The organism is Enterobacter adelaidei (assembly GCF_041937165.1).
In the GTDB taxonomy this organism is placed as follows: Bacteria; Pseudomonadota; Gammaproteobacteria; order Enterobacterales; family Enterobacteriaceae; genus Enterobacter; species Enterobacter adelaidei.
The window spans coordinates 2,290,880-2,312,086 of sequence record NZ_CP154353.1; the positions used below are offsets into that span (position 1 = coordinate 2,290,880).

19 protein-coding genes are annotated in these 21,207 nt (G+C 53.1%); 8 read left to right on the forward strand and 11 right to left on the reverse strand.

The genetic code is table 11. The annotated features are described in order from the left end of the window. Window positions 1-345 precede the first annotated feature (345 nt). The 5 genes from yjjJ to AAHF05_RS11180 are packed head-to-tail and all read right to left on the reverse strand — an operon-like array spanning window position 346 to window position 7,899. Entirely contained in the window at window positions 346-1,650 is a 1,305-nt protein-coding gene (gene yjjJ / locus AAHF05_RS11160) for a type II toxin-antitoxin system HipA family toxin YjjJ (protein ID WP_028018975.1), read from the reverse strand. 44 nt (window positions 1,651-1,694) lie between these two features. Further along, window positions 1,695-4,871, reverse strand: coding sequence for a Cu(+)/Ag(+) efflux RND transporter permease subunit SilA (silA, locus tag AAHF05_RS11165; RefSeq protein WP_129325133.1), 3,177 nt, complete (start codon window positions 4,869-4,871; stop codon window positions 1,695-1,697). 10 nt (window positions 4,872-4,881) lie between these two features. Further along, on the reverse strand, window positions 4,882-6,132 hold the full coding sequence (locus AAHF05_RS11170; protein ID WP_129325126.1) for an efflux RND transporter periplasmic adaptor subunit: 1,251 nt from the start codon (window positions 6,130-6,132) through the stop codon (window positions 4,882-4,884). A gap of 11 nt (window positions 6,133-6,143) precedes the next feature. After that, window positions 6,144-6,485, reverse strand: a complete 342-nt coding sequence (gene cusF, locus AAHF05_RS11175) for a cation efflux system protein CusF (protein ID WP_129325125.1) — start codon at window positions 6,483-6,485, stop codon at window positions 6,144-6,146. Window positions 6,486-6,513: 28 nt separating this feature from the next. Further along, window positions 6,514-7,899: an efflux transporter outer membrane subunit gene (locus tag AAHF05_RS11180; protein ID WP_129325124.1), complete on the reverse strand. Its 1,386-nt coding sequence runs from the start codon at window positions 7,897-7,899 to the stop codon at window positions 6,514-6,516. Window positions 7,900-8,061: 162 nt separating this feature from the next. Between AAHF05_RS11180 and AAHF05_RS11185 the strand changes: the two genes are divergently transcribed. Beyond that, window positions 8,062-8,745: a copper/silver response regulator transcription factor gene (locus tag AAHF05_RS11185; RefSeq protein ID WP_129325123.1), complete on the forward strand. Its 684-nt coding sequence runs from the start codon at window positions 8,062-8,064 to the stop codon at window positions 8,743-8,745. Further along, window positions 8,735-10,189 (forward strand): Cu(+)/Ag(+) sensor histidine kinase, encoded by a 1,455-nt coding sequence (locus AAHF05_RS11190; RefSeq protein WP_129325122.1) that lies wholly within the window; start codon window positions 8,735-8,737, stop codon window positions 10,187-10,189. The genes AAHF05_RS11185 and AAHF05_RS11190 overlap by 11 nt, the downstream gene beginning before the upstream one ends. Window positions 10,190-10,193: 4 nt before the next feature. On the opposite strand, the gene AAHF05_RS11195 is transcribed toward AAHF05_RS11190, so the two are convergent. Beyond that, window positions 10,194-11,099, reverse strand: coding sequence for a LysR family transcriptional regulator (locus tag AAHF05_RS11195; protein WP_129325121.1), 906 nt, complete (start codon window positions 11,097-11,099; stop codon window positions 10,194-10,196). Between the two features lie 117 nt (window positions 11,100-11,216). Between AAHF05_RS11195 and AAHF05_RS11200 the strand changes: the two genes are divergently transcribed. Then, window positions 11,217-12,632 carry an MFS transporter gene (locus AAHF05_RS11200; protein ID WP_129325132.1) on the forward strand — a complete coding sequence of 472 codons (1,416 nt, stop codon included), beginning with the start codon at window positions 11,217-11,219 and terminating at the stop codon, window positions 12,630-12,632. 35 nt (window positions 12,633-12,667) lie between these two features. Here the strand turns inward: AAHF05_RS11200 and AAHF05_RS11205 are convergent, their stop codons facing one another. Genes AAHF05_RS11205 through AAHF05_RS11215 form a run of 3 tightly spaced genes read right to left on the reverse strand, consistent with a single transcriptional unit; the run spans window position 12,668 to window position 15,378 of the window. Continuing rightward, a complete protein-coding gene (locus AAHF05_RS11205) occupies window positions 12,668-13,663 on the reverse strand; it encodes a DUF2891 domain-containing protein (protein ID WP_129325120.1) in 996 nt (331 codons plus the stop codon). A 9-nt stretch (window positions 13,664-13,672) separates the two neighbouring features. Next, the gene (locus AAHF05_RS11210) at window positions 13,673-14,659 is read right to left on the reverse strand and encodes a DUF979 domain-containing protein (RefSeq protein ID WP_023344166.1); all 987 of its coding nucleotides are present in this window, start codon (window positions 14,657-14,659) and stop codon (window positions 13,673-13,675) included. After that, on the reverse strand, window positions 14,656-15,378 hold the full coding sequence (locus AAHF05_RS11215; protein ID WP_008501655.1) for a DUF969 domain-containing protein: 723 nt from the start codon (window positions 15,376-15,378) through the stop codon (window positions 14,656-14,658). The genes AAHF05_RS11210 and AAHF05_RS11215 overlap by 4 nt, the downstream gene beginning before the upstream one ends. A gap of 201 nt (window positions 15,379-15,579) precedes the next feature. Between AAHF05_RS11215 and AAHF05_RS11220 the strand changes: the two genes are divergently transcribed. The 5 genes from AAHF05_RS11220 (at window position 15,580) to AAHF05_RS11240 (ending at window position 19,754) form a co-directional block, all read left to right on the forward strand. Next, on the forward strand, window positions 15,580-16,125 hold the full coding sequence (locus AAHF05_RS11220; RefSeq protein WP_129325119.1) for a winged helix DNA-binding protein: 546 nt from the start codon (window positions 15,580-15,582) through the stop codon (window positions 16,123-16,125). A 94-nt stretch (window positions 16,126-16,219) separates the two neighbouring features. Further along, window positions 16,220-16,963, forward strand: coding sequence for a 5'-nucleotidase, lipoprotein e(P4) family (locus tag AAHF05_RS11225; RefSeq protein WP_374936464.1), 744 nt, complete (start codon window positions 16,220-16,222; stop codon window positions 16,961-16,963). Between the two features lie 121 nt (window positions 16,964-17,084). Then, complete coding sequence (locus tag AAHF05_RS11230) at window positions 17,085-18,071, forward strand: MBL fold metallo-hydrolase (protein ID WP_129325117.1); 987 nt, start codon at window positions 17,085-17,087, stop codon at window positions 18,069-18,071. Window positions 18,072-18,166: 95 nt separating this feature from the next. Then, a complete protein-coding gene (locus AAHF05_RS11235) occupies window positions 18,167-18,454 on the forward strand; it encodes a VF530 family DNA-binding protein (RefSeq protein WP_129325116.1) in 288 nt (95 codons plus the stop codon). A gap of 7 nt (window positions 18,455-18,461) precedes the next feature. Then, window positions 18,462-19,754 (forward strand): glycoside hydrolase family 10 protein, encoded by a 1,293-nt coding sequence (locus AAHF05_RS11240; RefSeq protein WP_128347687.1) that lies wholly within the window; start codon window positions 18,462-18,464, stop codon window positions 19,752-19,754. Window positions 19,755-19,794: 40 nt separating this feature from the next. On the opposite strand, the gene dsbG is transcribed toward AAHF05_RS11240, so the two are convergent. Further along, window positions 19,795-20,553, reverse strand: a complete 759-nt coding sequence (gene dsbG, locus AAHF05_RS11245) for a thiol:disulfide interchange protein DsbG (RefSeq protein ID WP_049007669.1) — start codon at window positions 20,551-20,553, stop codon at window positions 19,795-19,797. A gap of 42 nt (window positions 20,554-20,595) precedes the next feature. Continuing rightward, the gene (locus tag AAHF05_RS11250) at window positions 20,596-21,207 is read right to left on the reverse strand and encodes a DsbA family protein (protein WP_129325115.1); all 612 of its coding nucleotides are present in this window, start codon (window positions 21,205-21,207) and stop codon (window positions 20,596-20,598) included.

The window sequence follows — 21,207 nt, forward strand, 5'->3', positions numbered from 1 at the left end:
AGAATTTCATTTTGCTGCTCCATTAATCGCGCAATGTAATACACCACTTAATGACAAAAACAAAGCATCAATAACAACTATAAGCTCTTAATCAAGAATAAAATCTCAAGTGCTTAATTATTATCAGGATAAATACCCCTCCATTCAGAAAAAGGTAAAAAAACGGTTTTGTTTTAAATTAACAATTAAGCAATCGTTAATTATTAATTTATTTTTCTTAATCAAAACTTAATTGCATAAATATTTTATATTTTGATTTATCGACCTTTTTGTGGCTGGAATAAAAAACCCGCAAAGTCATCTGCGGGTTTTCAACTTCATAAGCTAAGGTCCGAATGCATTGCATTATCCCAGACGCGATATCCTTGGCCTCGCCTCGTCAAGATGTGCGCGTAACGCCGCCACGCATGGCGCAAAGCTGGCAGAAAAACGGTTGCAATCGCTGACCAAAGCATAAAAGCGCTCAGCCAGTTCAAGTGACTCATGCCAGATTTCTCCCGCAATCGCATCAAGGAGCATTGCCGGACGAAGTGTATTCACCATTCCGCCCCCCGACTTCGGCGCAAATCCCATGGGCAGCATGTCATAGGCAGGCGCAAGATGATAAGGACGCCCATGGGCGCTAATAAACGACAAATTCCCGTGGTGCATGTCGGTATTGCCGATCAACATGCCAAATGCCCAAAGCCGCGCCGTTCCTGCGATGGCATCAGGATGAACACATCCCTGCTTAACCAACTCGTTAACCAATACGGGCCAGGCCTCTCTTGCTCGGCCGACAAATTCCGCCTCCAGAGCCCGTAAAGAAAAAAGACCTTTACGGCCAAGTGGTCCTACACGATCAAACCGTGGGATTTCAAGGAAACGCTGTCCACCAAAATCAAATACCTCTGTTTCAACATCAAGCACTTTTAACGCAAGATGTTCTGCGAGTAGAAGATCTCGCCAGCGTTCGCTTATGGGGTTATCGTCGGGAGCCGTGAACTTCACGATGACATGACCACGTTCTGTATAGGTGCAAAATTTTGGTTGTTCACCGCCAGCTGATGACCCCGGGACCTCTCCGGAGCTAACGGCCAGAGCCAAAGACGGATATGCCGTTGCCCGCTCCACTGCAACAGGCTGCGGCATATCCACAAAATGGTTCCGCGCTTGCTCTCCTATTAATACGTTCCCTACCGCATCGTGCCCATGAGCCAGTAAAGCCCTGATAACATCGGAGTCTGTCCAGTTTTCAGGATTTGCCGGCAGGCCAAGTTCAGTTGAAAATCGAGATGCATACGCCCGGCCAAGATATCCCTGAGGCCGCATATCAAAGAGCCACCAGGGCAGCCCATCGCTATGAAGACAGATGTTATCCGCTTGCTCCATCACAAAACCATCGGGATAAACCGGTATGAGCTGCCCCAGCGGCTTGACCTTGCCCTCTTCGGTGATGCGGTAAATGGGGGCCGAACTGAACCCACGAAGCGCATCGCGTAGTACGTAATGAATAGATGGACCAGAGCCAATACGCACCACTTCATCACCAAGCGCTTTAATCGCTCTCGAAGCCGTAGGCTGACTAATTCCCATATTATCAGTAAGTTGCCTTACCGATATTGGGCCTTTCCTCAGCAACTGACGTAACGTTTCGGATCGATTTGTCATGGTGTTGAATCGCTTTATGAATAGGTTATTGAATAGCTAATTTATCAGCTATCCGTTCCCCTGTCATCTTCACGAAATGCGCTCGCTGTTTTGTGCCTCCGCATCCAAACCAATTTATACGCCGCAGGAATAATAAACAGCGATAACAGCGGAGCCGTGATCATTCCCCCAATCATTGGTGCTGCTATCCGGCTCATCACTTCTGACCCCGCACCGGTTCCCCAGAGAATAGGCAGTAAACCTGCAATGATCACCGCAACGGTCATCGCCTTCGGTCGAACACGCAGTACGGCACCATGATAAAGCGCTTCATCGAGCCCCTCTGCGGTAAATGTTTCCCGATGAGATAACTCCGGATGCGCTTCAATGGCATGTCGCAGATACATCAGCATGACCACACCAAACTCGGCTGCAACCCCGGCAAGAGCGATAAACCCGGTGCCTGTTGCCACAGACATATGGAAGCCCTGCCAGTAGAGGAACCATATCCCCCCGACCAGGGCGAAAGGCAGACTCATCAGGATCAATAAGGCTTCATCTACGCGACGGAATGCCAGGTACAGCAGAATGAAGATGATCATCACCGTCATCGGCACCATCAGCTTCAGTTTCTTGTTCGCGTGCTCGAGCAGTTCAAACTGTCCGGAGAATGACACGCTGGTACCTGGCCGCAGCTTCACGTTCTGACTGATGGCCGTCTTAATGTCATTTACCACCGATACCATATCCCTGCCCCGCGCATCGATGTAAATCCAGCTGGCGGGCCGGGCATTCTCCGTTTTCAGCATCGTGGGGCCGGACACGACTTTAATATCAGCCACATCTCCCAGCGTGATCTGCTGTTTCATCGGCGTAAGGATCGGCATCTGTTTCAGCGCATTTGGGCTGTTCCGGTAGTCCTGGGGATAGCGGATATTTATTGGATAGCGGGCGACACCTTCCACCGTTTCACCCACCGTCGCCCCACCGATGGCCGAAGAGACGAACAGTTGCACATCGCCCACCGTCATCCCATAGCGGGAGGCTTTTTCCCGGTCGATGTCCACATCAATGTAGCGCCCCCCTTCCAGGCGTTCTGCAAGGGCAGAAACCACGCCCGGCACTGTTTTGGCTACTGCTTCAATGCTCTGCGCCGTGGCATCGATATCAGCCAGAACGGTACCGGACACCTTGATGCCAATGGGGCTTTTTATCCCGGTTGAGAGCATATCAATGCGGTTGCGGATAGGCGGGACCCAAAGATTTGCCAGGCCAGGCAAACGAACGGTTTTGTCCAGTTCGTCAATAATCTTGTCAATCGTCATGCCGGGCCGCCACTGATCTTCCGGTTTCAACTGTATCGTGGTTTCTACCATTTCGAGCGGTGCGGAATCCGTTGCCGTTTCGGCTTTACCGGTTTTGCCAAAAACAGAGGCGACTTCAGGAACGGTTTTGATGAGTTTATCCGTGGTCTGCAGGATCGCGGCGGCTTCAGCCGGCGAAACGCCTGGCAATGTTGACGGCATATACAGCAGGTCCCCCTCATTGATCTTCGGCAGAAACTCACCACCAACCTGGCTCAGTGGCCAGATAACCGTGAAGATGGATAACGCCGCGACCAGCAGAGTGGTTTTCGGCCAGTGAAGCACCCTAATCAGTAGGGGATGATAGGCCTTAATCAACAACCGGTTCAGTGGATTACGGGTCTCAGCAGGGATCTTCCCGCGTATCCAGAACCCCATCAGGATAGGAATCACGATGATAGCCAACGCGGCCGCACCCGCCATGGAATAGGTTTTTGTAAACGCCAGCGGACCAAACAACCGCCCTTCCTGCCCTTCAAGGGTAAAAATGGGGATGAACGATAAGGTGATGATCAGCAGACTAATAAACAGCGCAGGGCCCACTTCGACGGAGGCGTTAGTGATAACCTTCCAGCGCGTGTCGTTGTCAATCTGTTCCCCCGGATGCTGGTGATCCCACTCCTCCAGCCGTTTGTGCGCGTTTTCAATCATCACGATGGCCGCATCCACCATCGCGCCAACGGCAATAGCAATGCCTCCCAGCGACATGATATTGGCGTTTAGCCCCTGGAAGTGCATGACAATAAAGGCAATACACAGCCCAAGCGGCAGTGAGATAATTGCCACCAGCGCAGAGCGTACATGCCACAGAAACAGCGCACAGACGATGGCGACCACAATAAATTCTTCGAGGAGTTTAGAACTCAGGTTATCTATGGCCCGGTCAATTAACTGGCTGCGATCGTAAGTAGTCACGATCTCGACCCCTTCGGGCAAACTCGCCTTTAGCGTTTCCAGTTTATCTTTCACCGCCGTAATGACGTCGCGCGCATTTTTGCCCGAACGCAGGATCACGACGCCACCAGCGACCTCTCCCAAACCGTTAAACTCTGCTATCCCACGCCGCATTTCCGGGCCTGTTTGTACGCGGGCAACGTCACGCAGATAAACCGGGACCCCGTTTACACCGGTTTTCAGGACAATGTTATTGAAATCATCAATGGTCTGGAGATAACCGCTGGCGCGGACCATATACTCCGCCTCCGCGATTTCAACAGATGATCCCCCTGCTTCCTGATTAGACGATTCAAGCGCCTGCTTAACTTCCGGCAGGCTGATACCGTACTGGGCCAGTTTTAACGGATTGACCTGAATCTGATACTGCTTAACCACACCGCCCACGGACGCGACTTCAGCCACGTTCGGGATGGTTTTGAGTTCAAATTTCAGGAACCAGTCCTGCAATGAGCGCAGTTCTGAAAGATCGTGCTTTCCACTGTGGTCAACCAGAGCATATTCAAATATCCAGCCCACGCCCGTGGCATCAGGACCGATTTCAGAACTCACCCCCGCAGGCAGTTTGCCCTGAACCTGATTAAGGTATTCCAGAACGCGAGATCGGGCCCAGTACAGATCGGTGCCATCTTCAAAAATAACATATACATACGAGTCGCCGAACTGAGAAAATCCGCGCACGGTCTTTGCGCCTGGCACCGACAACATGGTAGTCGTAAGCGGATACGTGACCTGATTTTCAACAATCTGCGGGGCTTGGCCGGGATAGCTGGTTTTAATAATCACCTGAACGTCAGACAGGTCGGGCAAGGCGTCGACCGGGGTATTGATGATGGTCCAGGTACCCCACACGCTGAGGAACAGCGCCCCCATCATCACCAGGAAACGGTTGGCGACTGACCGCCGGATAATCCATTCAATCATCATCGTCTCCTTAATGACCTGAATGCGTGTCGTCAGTTTTTTCAGCACGGCGCATACGTTCCAGCGCACCGGTAATATTGGCCTCGGAGTCAATCAGGAACAGACCACTGACCACCACCGAATCCCCTTCGTTCAGTCCAGTATCAATAGCGGACTGCTGCTGAGATTCGTGCAGAACGTGGATCTTTTTGGGCACAAAACGACCATCAGCATCGACGGTAATCACACGCTGTTCTTTGCCGGTGTCTATCACGGCCTGGGATGGGATCAGCAGCATTTCCGGGCTTTGGGTATTCAGTTTCAGAAACGCATTCATGCCCGGTTTCAGGAGTTCATCCTTGTTTGATACCTGCAATCGCACCTGCAATGTGCGGGTCGTTTGATCCACGCTGGGCAGAAGGTTCCATTTTTCGACCGGGAACGATTTATCCGGATAAGCGGGTACGGAAATATCAAACTGCGACGAGTTTTTCAGCAGATAAGCGATAGATTCAGGTACTGCAGCGCTGATCCAGACCGGATCCATTCCCTGAATTTGCGCGACCACTTTCTCTTTAGAAATATTCATACCGGTACGCAGGTCAAAAGCCGTGATCACGCCGTCAATCGGTGCCTTTATGGTAAACCGGGTCTGGATAGTCCGGGTTGCACGTAGCCTCTGAATGTCATCGTCCGGCATGCCGGCAAGCCGAAGCCGTTCCAGAACCCCCTTTATTTGCGTGGGTGTACCGCCGGTACCGGATAACAGCAGAAACTCACTCTGCGCCTCTACCCAGTCCGGTATGGTGATATCAATAAGTGGTGTCCCTTTCTTCACATGGTCGCCAATTGTCAGGGGGTACACTTTCTCAACAAAGCCTTCCGAGCGTGCCTGAACAATGACGAATTGATATTCGTTATAACTGACGTTAGCCGGGATCGTCTGGGAATAATTCAGTTCTCCACGGGTGACTTTTTGTGTTTTTAACCCCAGATTCTGGACCTGCGTCGGATCAATACGTATACCGGCACTGCTTTTTTCGTTATTTTCATCCGCATATTTCGGCACCAGGTCCATATCCATAAACGGCGATTTACCGGGCTTATCGAATTTAACGTCTGGTTTCATCGGGTCATACCAGAAAAGTACCTTTCTTTCAGATGCGCTATTTTCTGTTTTTTCAGATGCATGAATTGTTTGCCATGCCGTCACGGATATCACTCCTCCAATCAGGAGACTGCTGATAATCATGGCGGCATATTTTATTTTGAAAGAGGCCATGCCAATCCTCTCTATTTAATGCTCTTAAGTAAAGAGATATTGCCCTGCTGAACAAATGAAAAATCAACATGACGACCTGGTTTTAAGGCGTTAATGCTCTCGTCAGCATTGGTAAAAGTGAAACGCATGGTCATTGCAGGCCAGCCGATTGCAGGTATAGCTTCGTGAGAAATCGTGACTTTTTTATTCGTGAGGTCAACGTCTTTCACGACACCCGTGGCGTTGATGATTTGCTCTGCGCCGGCATCACTGGCGACACTCATCTCCCCATGCTGATGAACTTCAGCCTGAAGGCTGGCGGAGAACATCACAGAGATCGCACCGAATACAACGGCTTTAAGAGAATTACGCATTTTTATTTTCCTGTTTAATTAAATAAGTTTACTCAACCCAACCGCCACCCAGCGCGGTGAACAGATTAATTTCATTAACCTGCCGGGAATAGATAAGGTCGAGGATGTTTTGTTGCGTAGAGAAAAGCGAACGTTCCGCATCAAGTACATTCAAATAACTGACCGCGCCACTGGAATATAATCCCCGGGCACGCTGAAGCGTTATTTGCAGAGAATTAAGATAACGCTGTTGTGCATCAAGCTGCTGGTTGATGCTGTCTCGCAACGCGAGCGCGTCAGCAACCTGTTTGAAAGCGGACTGTATTTTCTGTTCATAATTAACAACGGACTGCTGCTGGCGAATTTCAGCCAGTTTCAGATTGGCTTTATTCCTGCCCGCATTAAAAATGGGGATCTCAATTTTAGGGATAAAATTCCACATCCCACTCCCTGGCGTAAAGAGGCTGGATAATTCCGTGCTGCTTGTCGAAAGACCACTGGTTAACGATATGGACGGGAAAAAGGCCGCACGTGCCGCGCCGATACTGGCATCAGCCGCTTTAAGCTGATACTCCGCTTCCATAATATCCGGACGCTGCAGCAGTATTTCTGATGACAGATGCGGCGGCAGTTTTACTGGTGCAATATCGCTGGCGTCCATCTCTTTTTCGGACGGGACTGCGCGATAGGTTCCAAGAACCAGCTGCAGGGCATTGTTGGCCTGCGACAGTTCCCCTTCTCTTTTGGCAATTTCTGCCCGGGTACTTTCAATTTGCCCACGAGCTTGTTCAAGCGCCAGGACGTTCGTGCTGCCGGTCACCAGCTGTTGCTCAACGAACGCCAGGGACTGCTGGTAATTTTTCAGCGTATCCCGTGCAATACGCAGTTGTTTATACGCCAGTTGTTGGTTGAAATAGCTCTGCGACACATTCGAGACGAGCAAAATATGCACGGCGCGACGCGCCTCTTCACTGGCGAAATAATTTTGTCGGTCAGCCTCACTCATGTTTCTGAGCTTGCCGAAGAAATCGAGATCGTAGCTAAGCGCAATACCCGCGTCATACTGTTGTGTGCCAGGTTTGTCACCTTTCAGACCACCGCTGTAAGTGATACCAGACGATCCATTCAGCTGAGGATAACGATCTGCGTCGGTCACATTGAACTGTGTCCGGGCCTCCTCAACCTTCAGCGCGGCCATTTTTAAATCTCGATTGTTATTCAGGGCTACGGTAATCAACCCGGCGACCTGAGGATCAGCAAAAAAATGACGCCAGCCAGTGTCCTGATATCCCGTCACTGCGGGTGTGAGGCCGTTGCGTGAAAGCGAAAATTGCTGAGGTACTGGTGCCGCCGGTCGCTGGTAGTCAGGTGCCAACGAGACGCAGCCTGCCAGAATAAATACCGTGCTGATGCTAAGTCGTTTTAACAGGAACATAACGGTTCAAATGAAGTCCAGAGTATTGTTAGGGCTACTCTACTGAACGCATCCTGTTTGACGGGTGACAGGATAATGACAATGTTGTCATTTTTACCCTAAGTCATTGTTAACGATCGCAGGCTCACTAGAATGTCATCAGCAGTCAGTCAGGGGAGCAAGATGAAAATATTGATCGTTGAAGATGAAATTAAAACCGGTGAATACCTCAGCAAGGGGCTCACTGAAGCAGCGTTTATTGTCGACCACGCTGACAATGGTCTGAATGGGTACCATCTCGCCATGACCGCCGAATATGATCTACTGATACTGGATATCATGCTTCCCGATGTGAACGGCTGGGATATTGTCCGCATGCTTCGTTCTGCCGGAAAAGGCATGCCGATACTGTTACTGACTGCCCTCGGCACGATCGAACACCGGGTTAAGGGGCTGGAGCTGGGAGCAGATGATTATCTGATAAAGCCATTTGCTTTTGCTGAGCTTCTCGCCCGGGTGAGAACGCTGCTAAGACGCGGAAATACGGTGATTACTGAAAGCCAGTTTCAGGTGGCGGACCTGACGGTAGATCTCGTTTCAAGAAAAGTGAGCCGCGCCGGAAACCGTATTCTGTTGACCAGCAAAGAATTCAGCTTGCTGGAATTTTTCATGCGTCATCAGGGAGAAGTGCTCCCCCGCTCCCTGATAGCCTCCCAGGTTTGGGATATGAACTTTGACAGCGACACAAACGCGATTGACGTTGCGGTGAAGCGTCTGCGGGCGAAAATAGATAGCGATTATGAACCCAAACTGATCCAGACGGTGCGCGGCGTGGGTTATATGCTGGAGGTCCCGGATGCGCAGTAAGCCCCTCAGGCGCCCTTTTTCTCTTGCTCTGCGGCTAACCTTTTTTATCAGCCTCTCCACGATCCTGGCCTTTTTCGCCTTTACCTGGTTTATGCTGCATTCCGTTGAAAAACACTTTGCCGAGCAGGATGTTAACGATCTGCAGCAAATCAGCACCGCGATGCAGCGCATCTTGCAGTCCCCGTCAGAACCCGATCAGAAGAAAGTCAGTAAAATCAAAGAGTCGATTGCCAGTTACCGCAACGTTGCCGTCCTGCTTCTTGATCCGCAGGGAAATGAACTGTTCAGCTCGGCACGAGGGGCGGCATTACGCCCGGCGATGAACTCGGCAGACTTTAGCACGCACCGCCGCGCACAGGACGTATTTCTCTGGTCGGTGGAGGAACCCGCCGGGTCAATGCACGCCGGGTCTGATATGAAAATGGAAACGTACCGGATTATCGCCTCTTCAGGAACAGCGACGCTGCAGGGAAAAACGCAGCGCTATGTCATGCTGATCGGGCTCTCCATTAATTTCCATCTGCACTACCTTGAGGCGCTGAAAAAGAATCTGTTTGCGATCGCCACGGCGATCGGCCTGCTGATTATTCTTATCGTTCGAATCGCAGTTCGCCAGGGACACCTGCCGCTGCGTAACGTCAGCAACGCCATTAAAAACATCACCTCTGAAAATCTGGACGCGCGGCTGGAGCCCTCCCGCGTGCCTGTCGAACTGGAACAGCTGGTGATCTCATTCAACCATATGATTGAAAAAATTGAAGATGTCTTTACCCGCCAGGCCAACTTCTCTGCCGATATCGCGCACGAAATCAGAACGCCCATCACGAATCTGGTGACGCAAACCGAAATCGCGCTGAGCCAGAACCGTTCGCAAAAGGAGCTGGAAGATGTCCTGTACTCAAGCCTTGAAGAATATAACCGGATGACCAGAATGGTCAGCGATATGCTTTTCCTCGCCCAGGCGGATAATAACCAGCTCATTCCAGACAGGGTCATGTTCGACCTGAGCGCAGAAGTCGTTAAAGTGTTCGATTTCTTTGAGGCGTGGGCGGAAGAACGCAACGTATCGCTGAAATTCAACGGTATGCCCTGCCTGACGGAAGGCGATCCGCAGATGTTCCGAAGAGCAATTAGTAATCTGATCTCTAATGCACTGCGCTATACCCCGGAAGGGAAAGCGGTCACCGTCTCGATCAGAGAACTGGAAAGCGATTTTGAACTGGTGATTGAAAACCCCGGAACCCCCATCCCGGAAGAACATCTGCAAAGGTTGTTTGATCGTTTTTATCGGGTTGATCCATCCAGACAACGTAAAGGTGAAGGGAGCGGCATTGGGCTTGCCATCGTCAAGTCCATCGTCACTGCGCATCACGGTAAAGTGCATGTGGAATCGGATACCGTATCGACTCGCTTCATCCTCACCGTACCGCGAAAAGGTGTATGAGTCGTCAGCGTACCGCCCGACACACGTCGCGAACCTTCTCTCTGAGCCACTGATGACCAGGGTCCCTTTCCATTCGCGGGTGCCACATCTGTGAGACCGTAATGGTTCGGGTCCTGAAGGGCAGTTCAAAGACGTGCGCATGCCCGGTCATCGGTTGATTCAGCAAATACAACGCCGGCACCATCGCGATCAGATCGGACGTCAGCGCGACGGATAATGCCGTCGGAAAACTGGGCACCACGCTGGCGACTTTACGTTTCATCCCTAATTCCGCCAGCGCCTCATCGACAAAACCGTGTAACGATCCGTCGGGCGAGGCGACCACATGCCCCCAGGAGACATAGTCATTCAGGCTCACTGTCGGGCGTGACGCCAGCGGATGCCCCTTGCGCACCGCGCCAACAAACCGATCCTGAAATAACCTTTGCAGACGGATTTCAGGCCCCATATTGCTCTGCACGCCAATTTCCAGGTCAACTAATCCCTCGCGAAGATAGCGCGACGTTTTCTCCGGTTTCGGGGTGAAACGGATACACACGTCAGGCGCGACGTCCGCCACGGCGGCAATCAGCAAGGGTCCAAACGCCACCACAAAACCGTCGTTGGCTCTGATGGTGAACAGCCGCTCCAGACTTTCCACCTTCAGTGTGTCGGCAGAGGGTTGCAGCACCGCCCTCGCCTCATGCACGGCGCTTCTGGCGCGGTCCCGTGTGGCTTCGGCCCAGGGTGTCAGTACCATATGACGCCCGGCTCTCACCAGGATCGGATCGCCAGTCACCTCCCGAAGTCTGCTCAACGTACGGCTCATGGCGGAGGTACTCAGGTTTAAACGCCGCGCCGCGCCCGCAACACTGGCTTCAGCCAGCAGGATGTCGAGCGCAACAAGCAGATTAAAATCGGGATCGGTCACGGTGGTTCCTCATATAAGGCGTTTAATGCAACGATAAGTTGCAGGTGCTGCGTCTTCCGCCCTGTATACCCCATGGTTATAGTTTCGTCATCAACATTCTTATCTGGAGTTACGATGATGATGCTATTTTCAAATCAACCCGGCGATGAAGGGCTGCCGGGAGATGAACGCGCCCGGGTCATGGCTGCAGTGATGACCACCACGCTGATGGGCGTCTTTGATGGCACCATGATCAATATAGCGCTGCCCTCCATGGCGAATGCCATGCAGGTGTCCGCGAATGTCGCGGTCTGGTTTGCGAATGGTTATCTGTTGTCGGCGGCAATGACACTCGCCATTTTCGCTGCGCTGGCGGCTCGCATTGGCTATCGGCGGGTCTTTCTGGCCGGGCTTACCACCTTTACGCTCACCTCCCTCGGCTGCGCACTGGCGAAAACACCCGAGGTGTTGATCGGAATGCGTATATTGCAGGGTATCGGCGGTGCGGCCACCCTCAGTATAGCCCCGGCGATACTGCGTTCCGTGTTCCCCGGTCGACTGCTTGGCCGCATTCTGGGGTTACACGCTCTGCTTATCGCCTCCAGTACCGCGATTGCGCCCGTGCTGGGCGGCACGATACTGGACACGCTGAGCTGGCAATGGTTGTTCGCCATTAACATTATTCCAGGAAGCATTGCCTTGCTGCTGGCCTGGAGGGCTTTACCACGCAAAGCGGCTGTTGATAGTGCTCCCTTTGATACGATGGGGGCGGTGCTCTCTGCCGCACTGTTAGGTTCGACGATCATGACGGCCAACAGTTTTCAGCACGTGTTGCAAAGCGCTGGTCAGGAAAGCGTGACGTGGGCGCTTATCGCCATGGTCAGTGCCATCGCCTTTATCTGGCATATTCGCCGCAGCCGGGCGCCATTACTGCCCCCCGTCATGTTCAAAAATAGCCGCTTTACACTTGCCGCGTTGACCTCTCTGGCTTCATTTGTGAGTCAGGGCATCACGTTTGTCGCGCTGCCGTTCCTGTTTCAAAGCGTCTATGGCTACAGTCCGGTCGTTTCCGCTCTGCTTTTCACACCGTGGCCAATCGGTATCGTGCTGATTGCCCCGCATGCCGGGCGTTGGGCGGATACGCTTTCAGCACCGCTGATCTCGACCATCGGACTGATTATTTTTGTCGTCGGGTTGGTTCTGCTGGCGACGTTACCTTCCAGCCCTTCCGCATGGAATATCTGCCTGCGTAGCCTGGTTTGCGGTGTGGGGTTTGGTTGCTTCCAGAGCCCCAATAACCGGGAAATGCTCTCGAATGTGGCGCGGGAAAATGCCAGTTATGCGTCCGGGGTGTTGTCTATTGTCCGGACATTTGGTCAGTGTCTCGGCGCTGCCGTGGTAGGCGTTCTGCTGACCGTCGCCGCAGCACCCGAACATCAAACGCTTGATGAGCAAACGGTCCATCTGGCGCTGTGGATCGCCGTGATTGCCTCAACGGGATCGGTATTGTTTAGCCTGAGCAGGCTACGTCCCGCAGTTCGGGCCGCAGCCTAAACCTGGTGCAGCGCTTGACGGCGCTGCACCTTCGTTTATTCCAGAGCGAGCAACGCAAAGCTCGCCAGCCAGTGTCCGCCGCTGTAGTGGCTACCCACCACATGCTCTACGCTTGCGGCAAGATGTTTTGTCACGGCATCACGCAATGCCTGCTGTGCCGGATGGTTTGCCGGCAATGCTTTGGCAATGTGCTTCATACACCAGGCACGGCTCAGGTTTAATCCGTCCAGATGAGCAATTTTCGGGTCGGTTCGGTCACTCACTTCCGCCGGGTTCATCAGTGCCGCAATCGACCCCACCTCCGGCAGAAACGCGTCAAACCACGCCGGGAAGTCCTCTGACACCTTGCTCATCAGTAACGCTTCGGTCAACGCACCGGAAATATACTCATCACCGCCGGGTTCGTAGTGGGCCGGATAGCGCGTGTCGGCAAGATAAAACCGCTCCGCCGCCGTCAGAATATCCTGCTCAAGCGCGCTATCTTCCACTGCCCGGGCGTAATCAAGCGCCAGGGCGAGCGCAAACGCCGTGTTGTAGTGCGTCCCGACGCGGATCGGATAGGTGAGCTTGTTCAGGTAATCTACCAGCCTGTCGCGAATGTCCAGCGTTAAGGGTTGTAGTGCCTGATACCAGCCTGCGGCCTGAGGCAACGACGACTGTTTCAGTTCCTGGGCCAGCGCCAGCAGCCAGCCGTAACCATACGGCCGCTCAAACGACGCGCGGAACGGTGCGGTGAAATAGGCCAGCTCCTTCGCCACGTTCTCTTCAGTCAGGTGCTCAGCGAAGAGCGCGACAATCTCCTCTCTGCACGGCAATTCTGGATAAAGACGCACGCAGCGCAGCAGCAGCCAGTAGCCGTGCACCGCCGAATGCCAGTCAAAACAGCCGTAGAAAATCGGGTGCAATTCGCGAGGTGGCAGAACATCTCCATCATCATTCAGCAGGTGCATAATGTGGTTCGGATATTCCTGGCGCAAATAGGTCAATGGCATGCGGGCAAACGCGTCAGCCTGATGTTGCGTTAATTCCATAACAGCTCCTTAGCGAAACACGAGGAAATACATTAAGAACACGTTCACCACCAGCAGGGTTAACGCGGTTGGGATCTGGATCTTGATCACCTGATATTTGTCTTTCAACTCCAGCAGCGCGGCGGGAACGATATTGAAATTCGCCGCCATCGGCGTCATTAGCGTGCCGCAATAGCCCGCGTACATGCCAATCGCCAGCAGCGGCGCCGGGTTGCCGTGATGCACGTTGATCAGAAACGGCAACGCGATCCCCGCACTCAGCACCGGGAAGGCCGCAAAGGCATTACCCATGATCATGGTAAACAGCGCCATACCCACGCAGTAAATCACCACCAGCATGAAGCGGCTATCCGGGTTCACGAACAGGCTCACCACCTTTTGCACCGAGTCGCCCGTATTCGCCACCACGAAGACCCCGCCGAGCATGGCCAGCATCTGCGGCAGGATCACCGCCCAGCCGATGGTATCAACAAGACGACGGGACTGACGAACCGCATGAAGCGGGGTGCCTTTGGTGAGCCACCAGCCGGTGAGGATCGCCGCGACGCAGGCCACGCAAAGCGCCGCCAGGGTGAGCTGTTTCTGATCGAGCAGAAACACGCCGCCCACCGACACCCCTTTCAGGAATAACGTTCCGAGAACCGTCACCACCGGGATCATCAGCGCGGGCAGGAACAGCCAGTTTTTGAGCCGGTTTGACGAGGCAACCCGCTCCTCCTCGGTGGACATTTTATAGTGCCCTTTCCCGACCAGCCCAAAACCCGCCAGCAGCGCGATAACGATAACGCCGCCGCCAATAATCCTGTAGGCCAGCGATTTACCGAGCTCCTGCACCATCAGGTCGCCAAACAGGAAGATCCCGCCGAATAAAAACCAGAACAGCGCAGTGGTAAAACGCTTAGGATTGGCGCGATCGCGCAGGGTCATCACAACCAGCAGCATCACGACAAAACCAATCAGGTAGTACACGCGGTTAATGGTAATAAGCGTCATCATTGCGCGGCCTCCTGCGTTCCCTGCTCCGCGCGCCAGGCCATCACGTCACGACGGATGCTGGCATCCAGACGCAGCAGGCGCGTCATATGAATAATCAATGCCGCAATGGCGGTCGGGATGGCCCACAGACCAATATGGAGTGGTTCAATGCCCTGAATGCCATTCTCTTTCAGGAACGCGTCAATCAGCAGCACCGCGCCAAAGGCAATAAAGATGTCTTCCCCAAAGAAGACCGCGATGTTGTCACACGCGGCGGCATGGGCTTTGATTTTGTCGCGAATGTGCTGCGGCAGCTCGCCATATTCGTTCAGCGCCGCCCCTTCGGCCATCGGTGCCAGCAGCGGGCGCACCGTCTGCGCATGACCGCCCAGCGACATCAGACCCAGTGCAGCCGTACCCTCACGGGCGACAAAATAAAGCATGAGAATACGCGCCGAGGTCGCGCTGGCGATCTTCGCCACCCAGGCCTGAGCGCGCTCTTTAAGCCCGTAGTACTCCAGCAAACCGATAACGGGCAGGATCAGAATGAAGGTCGCCAGCGATCGGCTATTCACAAACTTCTCGCCGAAGGTTTCCAGCAGCATGCCGAAATCCATGCCGACCAGCAGACCCGTCGCCAGCCCCGCCACCACAACCACCAGTAGCGGGTTGAAGCGCAGTGCAAAACCAATAACCACGATCGGTATCCCGATCAGCGGTAACAGCGTAGTACCGTCCATAAACGTTTACCCTATCGAAAGTGAGCGTTGCGCGCCGACGGCTATTTTTTTAATTTGCGGCGAGCGATGTTGTGTTTTGTTGGCAGACTTCGCAAAACCTGCGCTAAAAAGCTATATCTGAACCTCAAAAACATGTAAACAAATTATCAATAAAATGTTCTTATTTTATCGACGAGTTTACATTTCTGGCTAAGGAACGTTATGACCTCAGAAAAGAGTGCTTCACCCGATCGCGACGCTATCAACGATGGCCGGATCGTCTCTTCCCGCCATCTGGTGTCCGAGCGCTGCGCGGAGTTATCGGAGCTGGAATACGCGCTGATCATGACCAGTAACGCGTTCAACAAATGGATGGTGCGCTGCATGGCGGCTGCCGGAGAGCCCGATATGGGCGCGTTTGACGTTTCGCTGCTGCATCACGTGAACCACCGTGACCGCAAGAAAAAGCTGGCCGATATCTGTTTCGTCCTCAACGTGGAAGATACCCACGTGGTGACCTATGCCCTGAAAAAGCTGGTCAAAGCGGGCTACGTGACGAGCGAAAAAGCGGGCAAAGAGCTCTTCTTCTCCACTACGGAGGAAGGTAAAGCGTTATGCATGAAATACCGTGATGTACGGGAAGCGTGTCTTATCAATATTCAGGCAGAGAGTGGCATTTCAGGGGCATCTATTGGAGAAACCGCACAACTGTTACGCACCATATCATCACTGTATGACACTGCGGCCCGGGCGGCAGCCTCACTGTAAGTTGAGTTGCCACATAAGGTTCATTTTTCTGTCATTGAACTCCATTACGCTTGCGGGATTTTAACAAGATGTTGAGGAAAGAAGTGTGAATTCAATGGCTAAGGTATTACTGCTGGCATTACCCGTATTCAGTGCAACGGCAATGGCGGCTAATCGTGACCTGTGTGAACCCAAAGCGTATGAAATGGCGCTGCGCTATCAGCAGAAATCGGCCGAGATTATGGCGCTTCAGATGCAGACGTATCGGTTTGCCACTGAACGTTTCAATGAAAAATTAAAAGATCTGAAAACGCCAGAGAATTACGCCGTCGTCATGGATCTGGATGAAACTGTCCTTGATAACACCCCTTTACTGGTGCGCGATACGGAACAGTGTCACGATTTTACCCAATGGGACACCTGGAGTGACTGGGAGAAACAGGGCAAACCGGGTTTGATCCCTGGCGCGAAAGCCTTTCTTGACCACATAAACCAAAGCAAAGTCCGTATTTATTATGTTTCAGATCGTATGCAGGAAAACAAAGCCGACACGCTCAATACGTTAAAATCTCTGGGACTTCCACAGGTTACAGACGAGAGCGTACTTCTGGATACGGTCAGCAAAGAAGAGCGTCGCCAGAGTATCCTCAAAAAACAGCAGATCGTGATGCTGTTCGGCGACAGCCTGCCGGATTTCGCCGTGCAATTTAAAAACAAAAAACCGAGCGAGCAGCAACGTGAGCTGGTTGAGGCCAGCGCTGAACACTTCGGCAATGACTGGATTGTGCTGCCTAATGCCGCTTATGGCTCCTGGTCAAAAGCCACGCCGGACAGCTGGAGCGCACCGCTGAAAAAATAGCGTCTTACGGGCCGGGAATGGTGTCTGCACCACCCGGCTAATACGCTGGCTCCTGTCATTATTAGGTAGGTTCTTCTATTTTTACGGAGAAGTAAGATGAGCGCTTTCAAAGGAGACTCTTATGCTTACCGTGAAAAAACTTGCTCTGTCCACGCTGATATCCAGTGCATTACTTCTCTACCCTTCATTACAGGTTTTGGCAAATACGCCTCAGCACGTTGTTGAACAACCAGCTGGCGGATACCGCGTTCAGGTCGGCGATATTATCGTCACTTCGTTTACAGACGGGAGCGTCGCTCAGGATCTGCATAAATTACTGCGCCGGACAACGCCGCAAAAGATTGATGCTTTGCTCGCGAAAAATTTCCAGACCAACCCGGCTGAAGTGTCCATTAACGCTTTCCTGATTGCGATGCCCGGACACAAAATCCTGGTGGATACCGGCTCAGGCCAGCTCTTTGGCCCCGGTAACGGTGGACGTCTGATTGAGAGCCTTGCCACGCAGGGGGTTAAGCCGCAGGACATTACCGAAATCCTGCTCACTCACGTCCATTCCGATCATGCTGGCGGCCTGGTGAAAGACGGTAAGCCGGTGTTCAGCAATGCGCGCGTTTTCGTTGGAAAACCGGAAATCGACTTCTTCTTTAACGAAGACAATCAGAAAAAAACGGGTTACGGGCAGAACTACTTTGACGTCGCGCAGAAGACCTTAAAACCTTACCTTGATGCCGGTAAAGTGGTGCCTTTTAGCGGCACTTCTGAGATCCTGCCGGGGATTACCGGCACGGTACATCCCGGCCATACACCGGGTTCGGCATTCTATACCCTGGAAAGTAAAGGCGAGAAAATCACTTTTGTGGGCGACATTATTCATGCCGCGGCGGTCCAGTTCCCGCAGCCCGACGTGACCATCACCTACGATGAAGATCAGAACAAAGCGGCACGCGTGCGCGAAGAGGCGTTTGCGGGCTTTGTGAGAAATAGGGACCTGGTTGCCGCGCCCCATCTACCGTTCCCGGGTATCGGCTATGTCACCAAAGGCGAAAACGGCGGCTATGGGTGGGTGCCTGTCACCTATACCAACCGGGACGCCAGCCGTGCGGAATAAGCATCAGTGCGGGATGTCATTGCCGCTTCCCGTGCTTTCTTGTACCCTTTCACCGGTTAACCCAACCCCATTACAATTGAGACATCCGGACGCTTATGACTGCACACATTTCTAACGATCCTTTGCATGGCGTAACGCTGGAGATGATGGTCAACGCCCTGGTGGCAAAATTTGGCTGGAACGAGTTGGGCGACCGAATCAAAATTAACTGTTTCAGAAAAGATCCCAGCGTTAAATCGAGCCTGAAATTTTTGCGCCGTACCCCGTGGGCGCGCGCGGAAGTCGAAGCCCTGTATCTGGACTCCCTCAACGATGAAGGACGCGCAGAACAGGAAACGCCCGCCTTTAATCCCTGGGCTAACAGTCGGATTATCAAGAGCTAATACGCAAATGACGCGACATGTAAAACGGATTGGTGCGCTGGCTGGCTGCGCGCTTTTACTTGTGAGTTGCTCCTCAAAACCACCGAAATCACTGGTTACCCCTCTTCCCACCGTCAGTACACCGACGCAGCAGTCCAACGAGCCGATGCGCGGGATCTGGCTGGCGACCGTCTCCCGCCTCGACTGGCCACCGGTCGCATCAGTGAATGGCCGCAGCGCTGACCAACGCATCGCGATGCAAAAGCAGGCACTGACCAGCAAGCTCGACAATCTTAAGCGGCTAGGAATTAACACCGTGTTTTTCCAGGTGAAACCGGACAGCACGGCACTCTGGTCGTCAAAAATTTTACCGTGGTCAGATATGCTGACGGGCAATATCGGTGAATATCCAGGTTACGATCCACTTCAGTTTATGCTGGATGAAGCGCACAAGCGCGGCATGAAGGTGCATGCCTGGTTCAACCCATACCGCGTGTCGACCAACACCAAACCCTCGACCATCGCCGCCCTGAACCGGACGTCATATCAGACCCCGTCCAGCGTCTATGTCCAGCACCCGGAGTGGGTACGCATTTCTGGCGATCGTTTCGTACTCGACCCGGGCATTCCGGAAGTGCGCGACTGGATCACCCGAGTGGTCACCGAAGTGGTGGCAAACTACCCGATAGACGGCGTGCAGTTTGATGATTACTTTTATGCTGAATCACCCGGTTCGGCGCTCAATGACGGGAAGACTTACCGGCAGTACGGCCAGGGATTTGCCTCAAAAGCCGACTGGCGCAGGCACAACACGCAGCAGCTGATCGTGCAGGTTTCCCGCGCGATTAAACAGACAAAACCCGGTGTCGAGTTTGGCGTCAGCCCGGCTGGCGTGTGGCGTAACCGTTCATTTGACCCGGCAGGCTCGGACACACGCGGCGCTGCAGCCTATGATGAATCCTACGCCGATACGCGTCAGTGGGTGCAGCAAGGCCTGCTGGACTACATCGCCCCGCAGATTTACTGGCCCTTCTCCCGGGATGCGGCGCGCTATGACGTGCTGACCAAATGGTGGGCCGACGTCGTTAAGCCGACCCACACTCGCCTGTATATCGGCATTGCGTTCTATAAAGTGGGCGAACCGTCGAAAAATGAACCGGACTGGATGGTTCAGGGCGGCGTGCCGGAGCTGAAAAAGCAGCTCGATTTGAACGATTCTCTACCTAACGTAAATGGTACGATCCTGTTCAGGGAAGATTACCTGAACCAGCCGCAGACCCAGCAGGCGGTTAACTACCTGAAAGGTCGCTGGGGTAGCTAAGTGAAGAGCAGGCAGAAACGCCCCGTTTCTGCCTGCTCTTTTATGGCTTCGGCCCGAACATTGCCTCAAGCTGTTTTTCATCCGGCATACCCACCACCTGCTGAAGCTCATTTTCCGCATTCAGATAATAAATGGCTGGCGTGGCGTTAGCGCCCAGAGCGTCCATTAATGCCTGGTGTTTCTGCAGTATTTCAACGGTTTCACGGGATGCGCTGCCTTCCGGTTTGGGCAATTTTTTACCGCCGGATAATTCGTAATCACGCCAGGCCGAGACCGGATCTTTCGCATTTAGTATAGCGGCGGCATTACGTCCGCTGTTGGGGTTGAGAAACGCCACCAGCAGCGTATTGAGCTGAACGTTACCGGCCTTCACCCACGGTTGCGCCTCTGACCAGAACTGTTTGCAGTACGGGCAGAACGGATCCGCAAACACAAAGACTTTGCGCGGAGCGTTCTCCGCCCCTTCTTTCAGGGGATGCGCCGCGTTAAGCTTTTTCCACATTTCGCGTCCCATCGGGGCATAGATCTCTTTCTGGAAATAACCTTCGCTGAGGTTTTTTCCTTTGTCATCGTACAGATACCCCGAGATCACGTGCTTGCCGTCCGGCGTTAAAAAGAGCGTCACGCCCATATCCTGATATTGTCCAAGCCAGGCTGGTGCGCCGCCAGGCGCATCCAGTTTCTTAATGATTTTGATGTCCTGCTGCTCGCTGAAGTGTTTTACCACATCCGGTATGGCTTCAGCCGCCTGCGCCAGCCCTGACGATACCAGCGCTGAAAGTAACAGTAATTTTTTCATTTCCCTCTCCGGTTTATCGGAGGCATCAAGCCCCCTTTCAGGTTAGCGGTTTTTCAGTGCGTCACTGACCATTTCATCGAACTGTTCAAACGGCACCCAGCCGGGAAGCAATCCTTCACCGATGAGCGTGGCGGGTGTTCCCTGAATCCCCATTTTCTCTGCAACGATCAGGCTGCGCTTAATCGTCATCAGGCTCTCCTCATCTGGCGTCGTGACACTCACCCCCGCCCGTTTTTGCGCCTCCTGAATGCTGGCGTCATCGTGGTACCCCTTTCTCGCCATCAGGGTATGGTTCAATTTCATAAACTGCTCCGGATGCGCGCGCCAGAGCGTTAGGGCATCACGCGCTGCGGTCAGCGAACTTTCCGAGCGGAAAGGCAAAAACTTAAAGACCACTGCGACATCCGGGTATTTTTCGACAATTTTCTCCAGGTACGGGTCGAATTTTTTGCAGTACGGGCAGTTGTAGTCCGTAAAGACCACAAGCGTCAGTTTTGGGTTTTTCGCGCCGATGCGCGGGGAGTTCGGATCGTTAAACAGGAAATCAGAGATCATCTTCTGCGCACGTTGTTCTTGTTCCGGCGTCAGGGGTGTTGCCGCCATCACCTGAACAGAGGCCAGAAGTAGCAGCAGCGTAATAAGGATTTTTTTCAT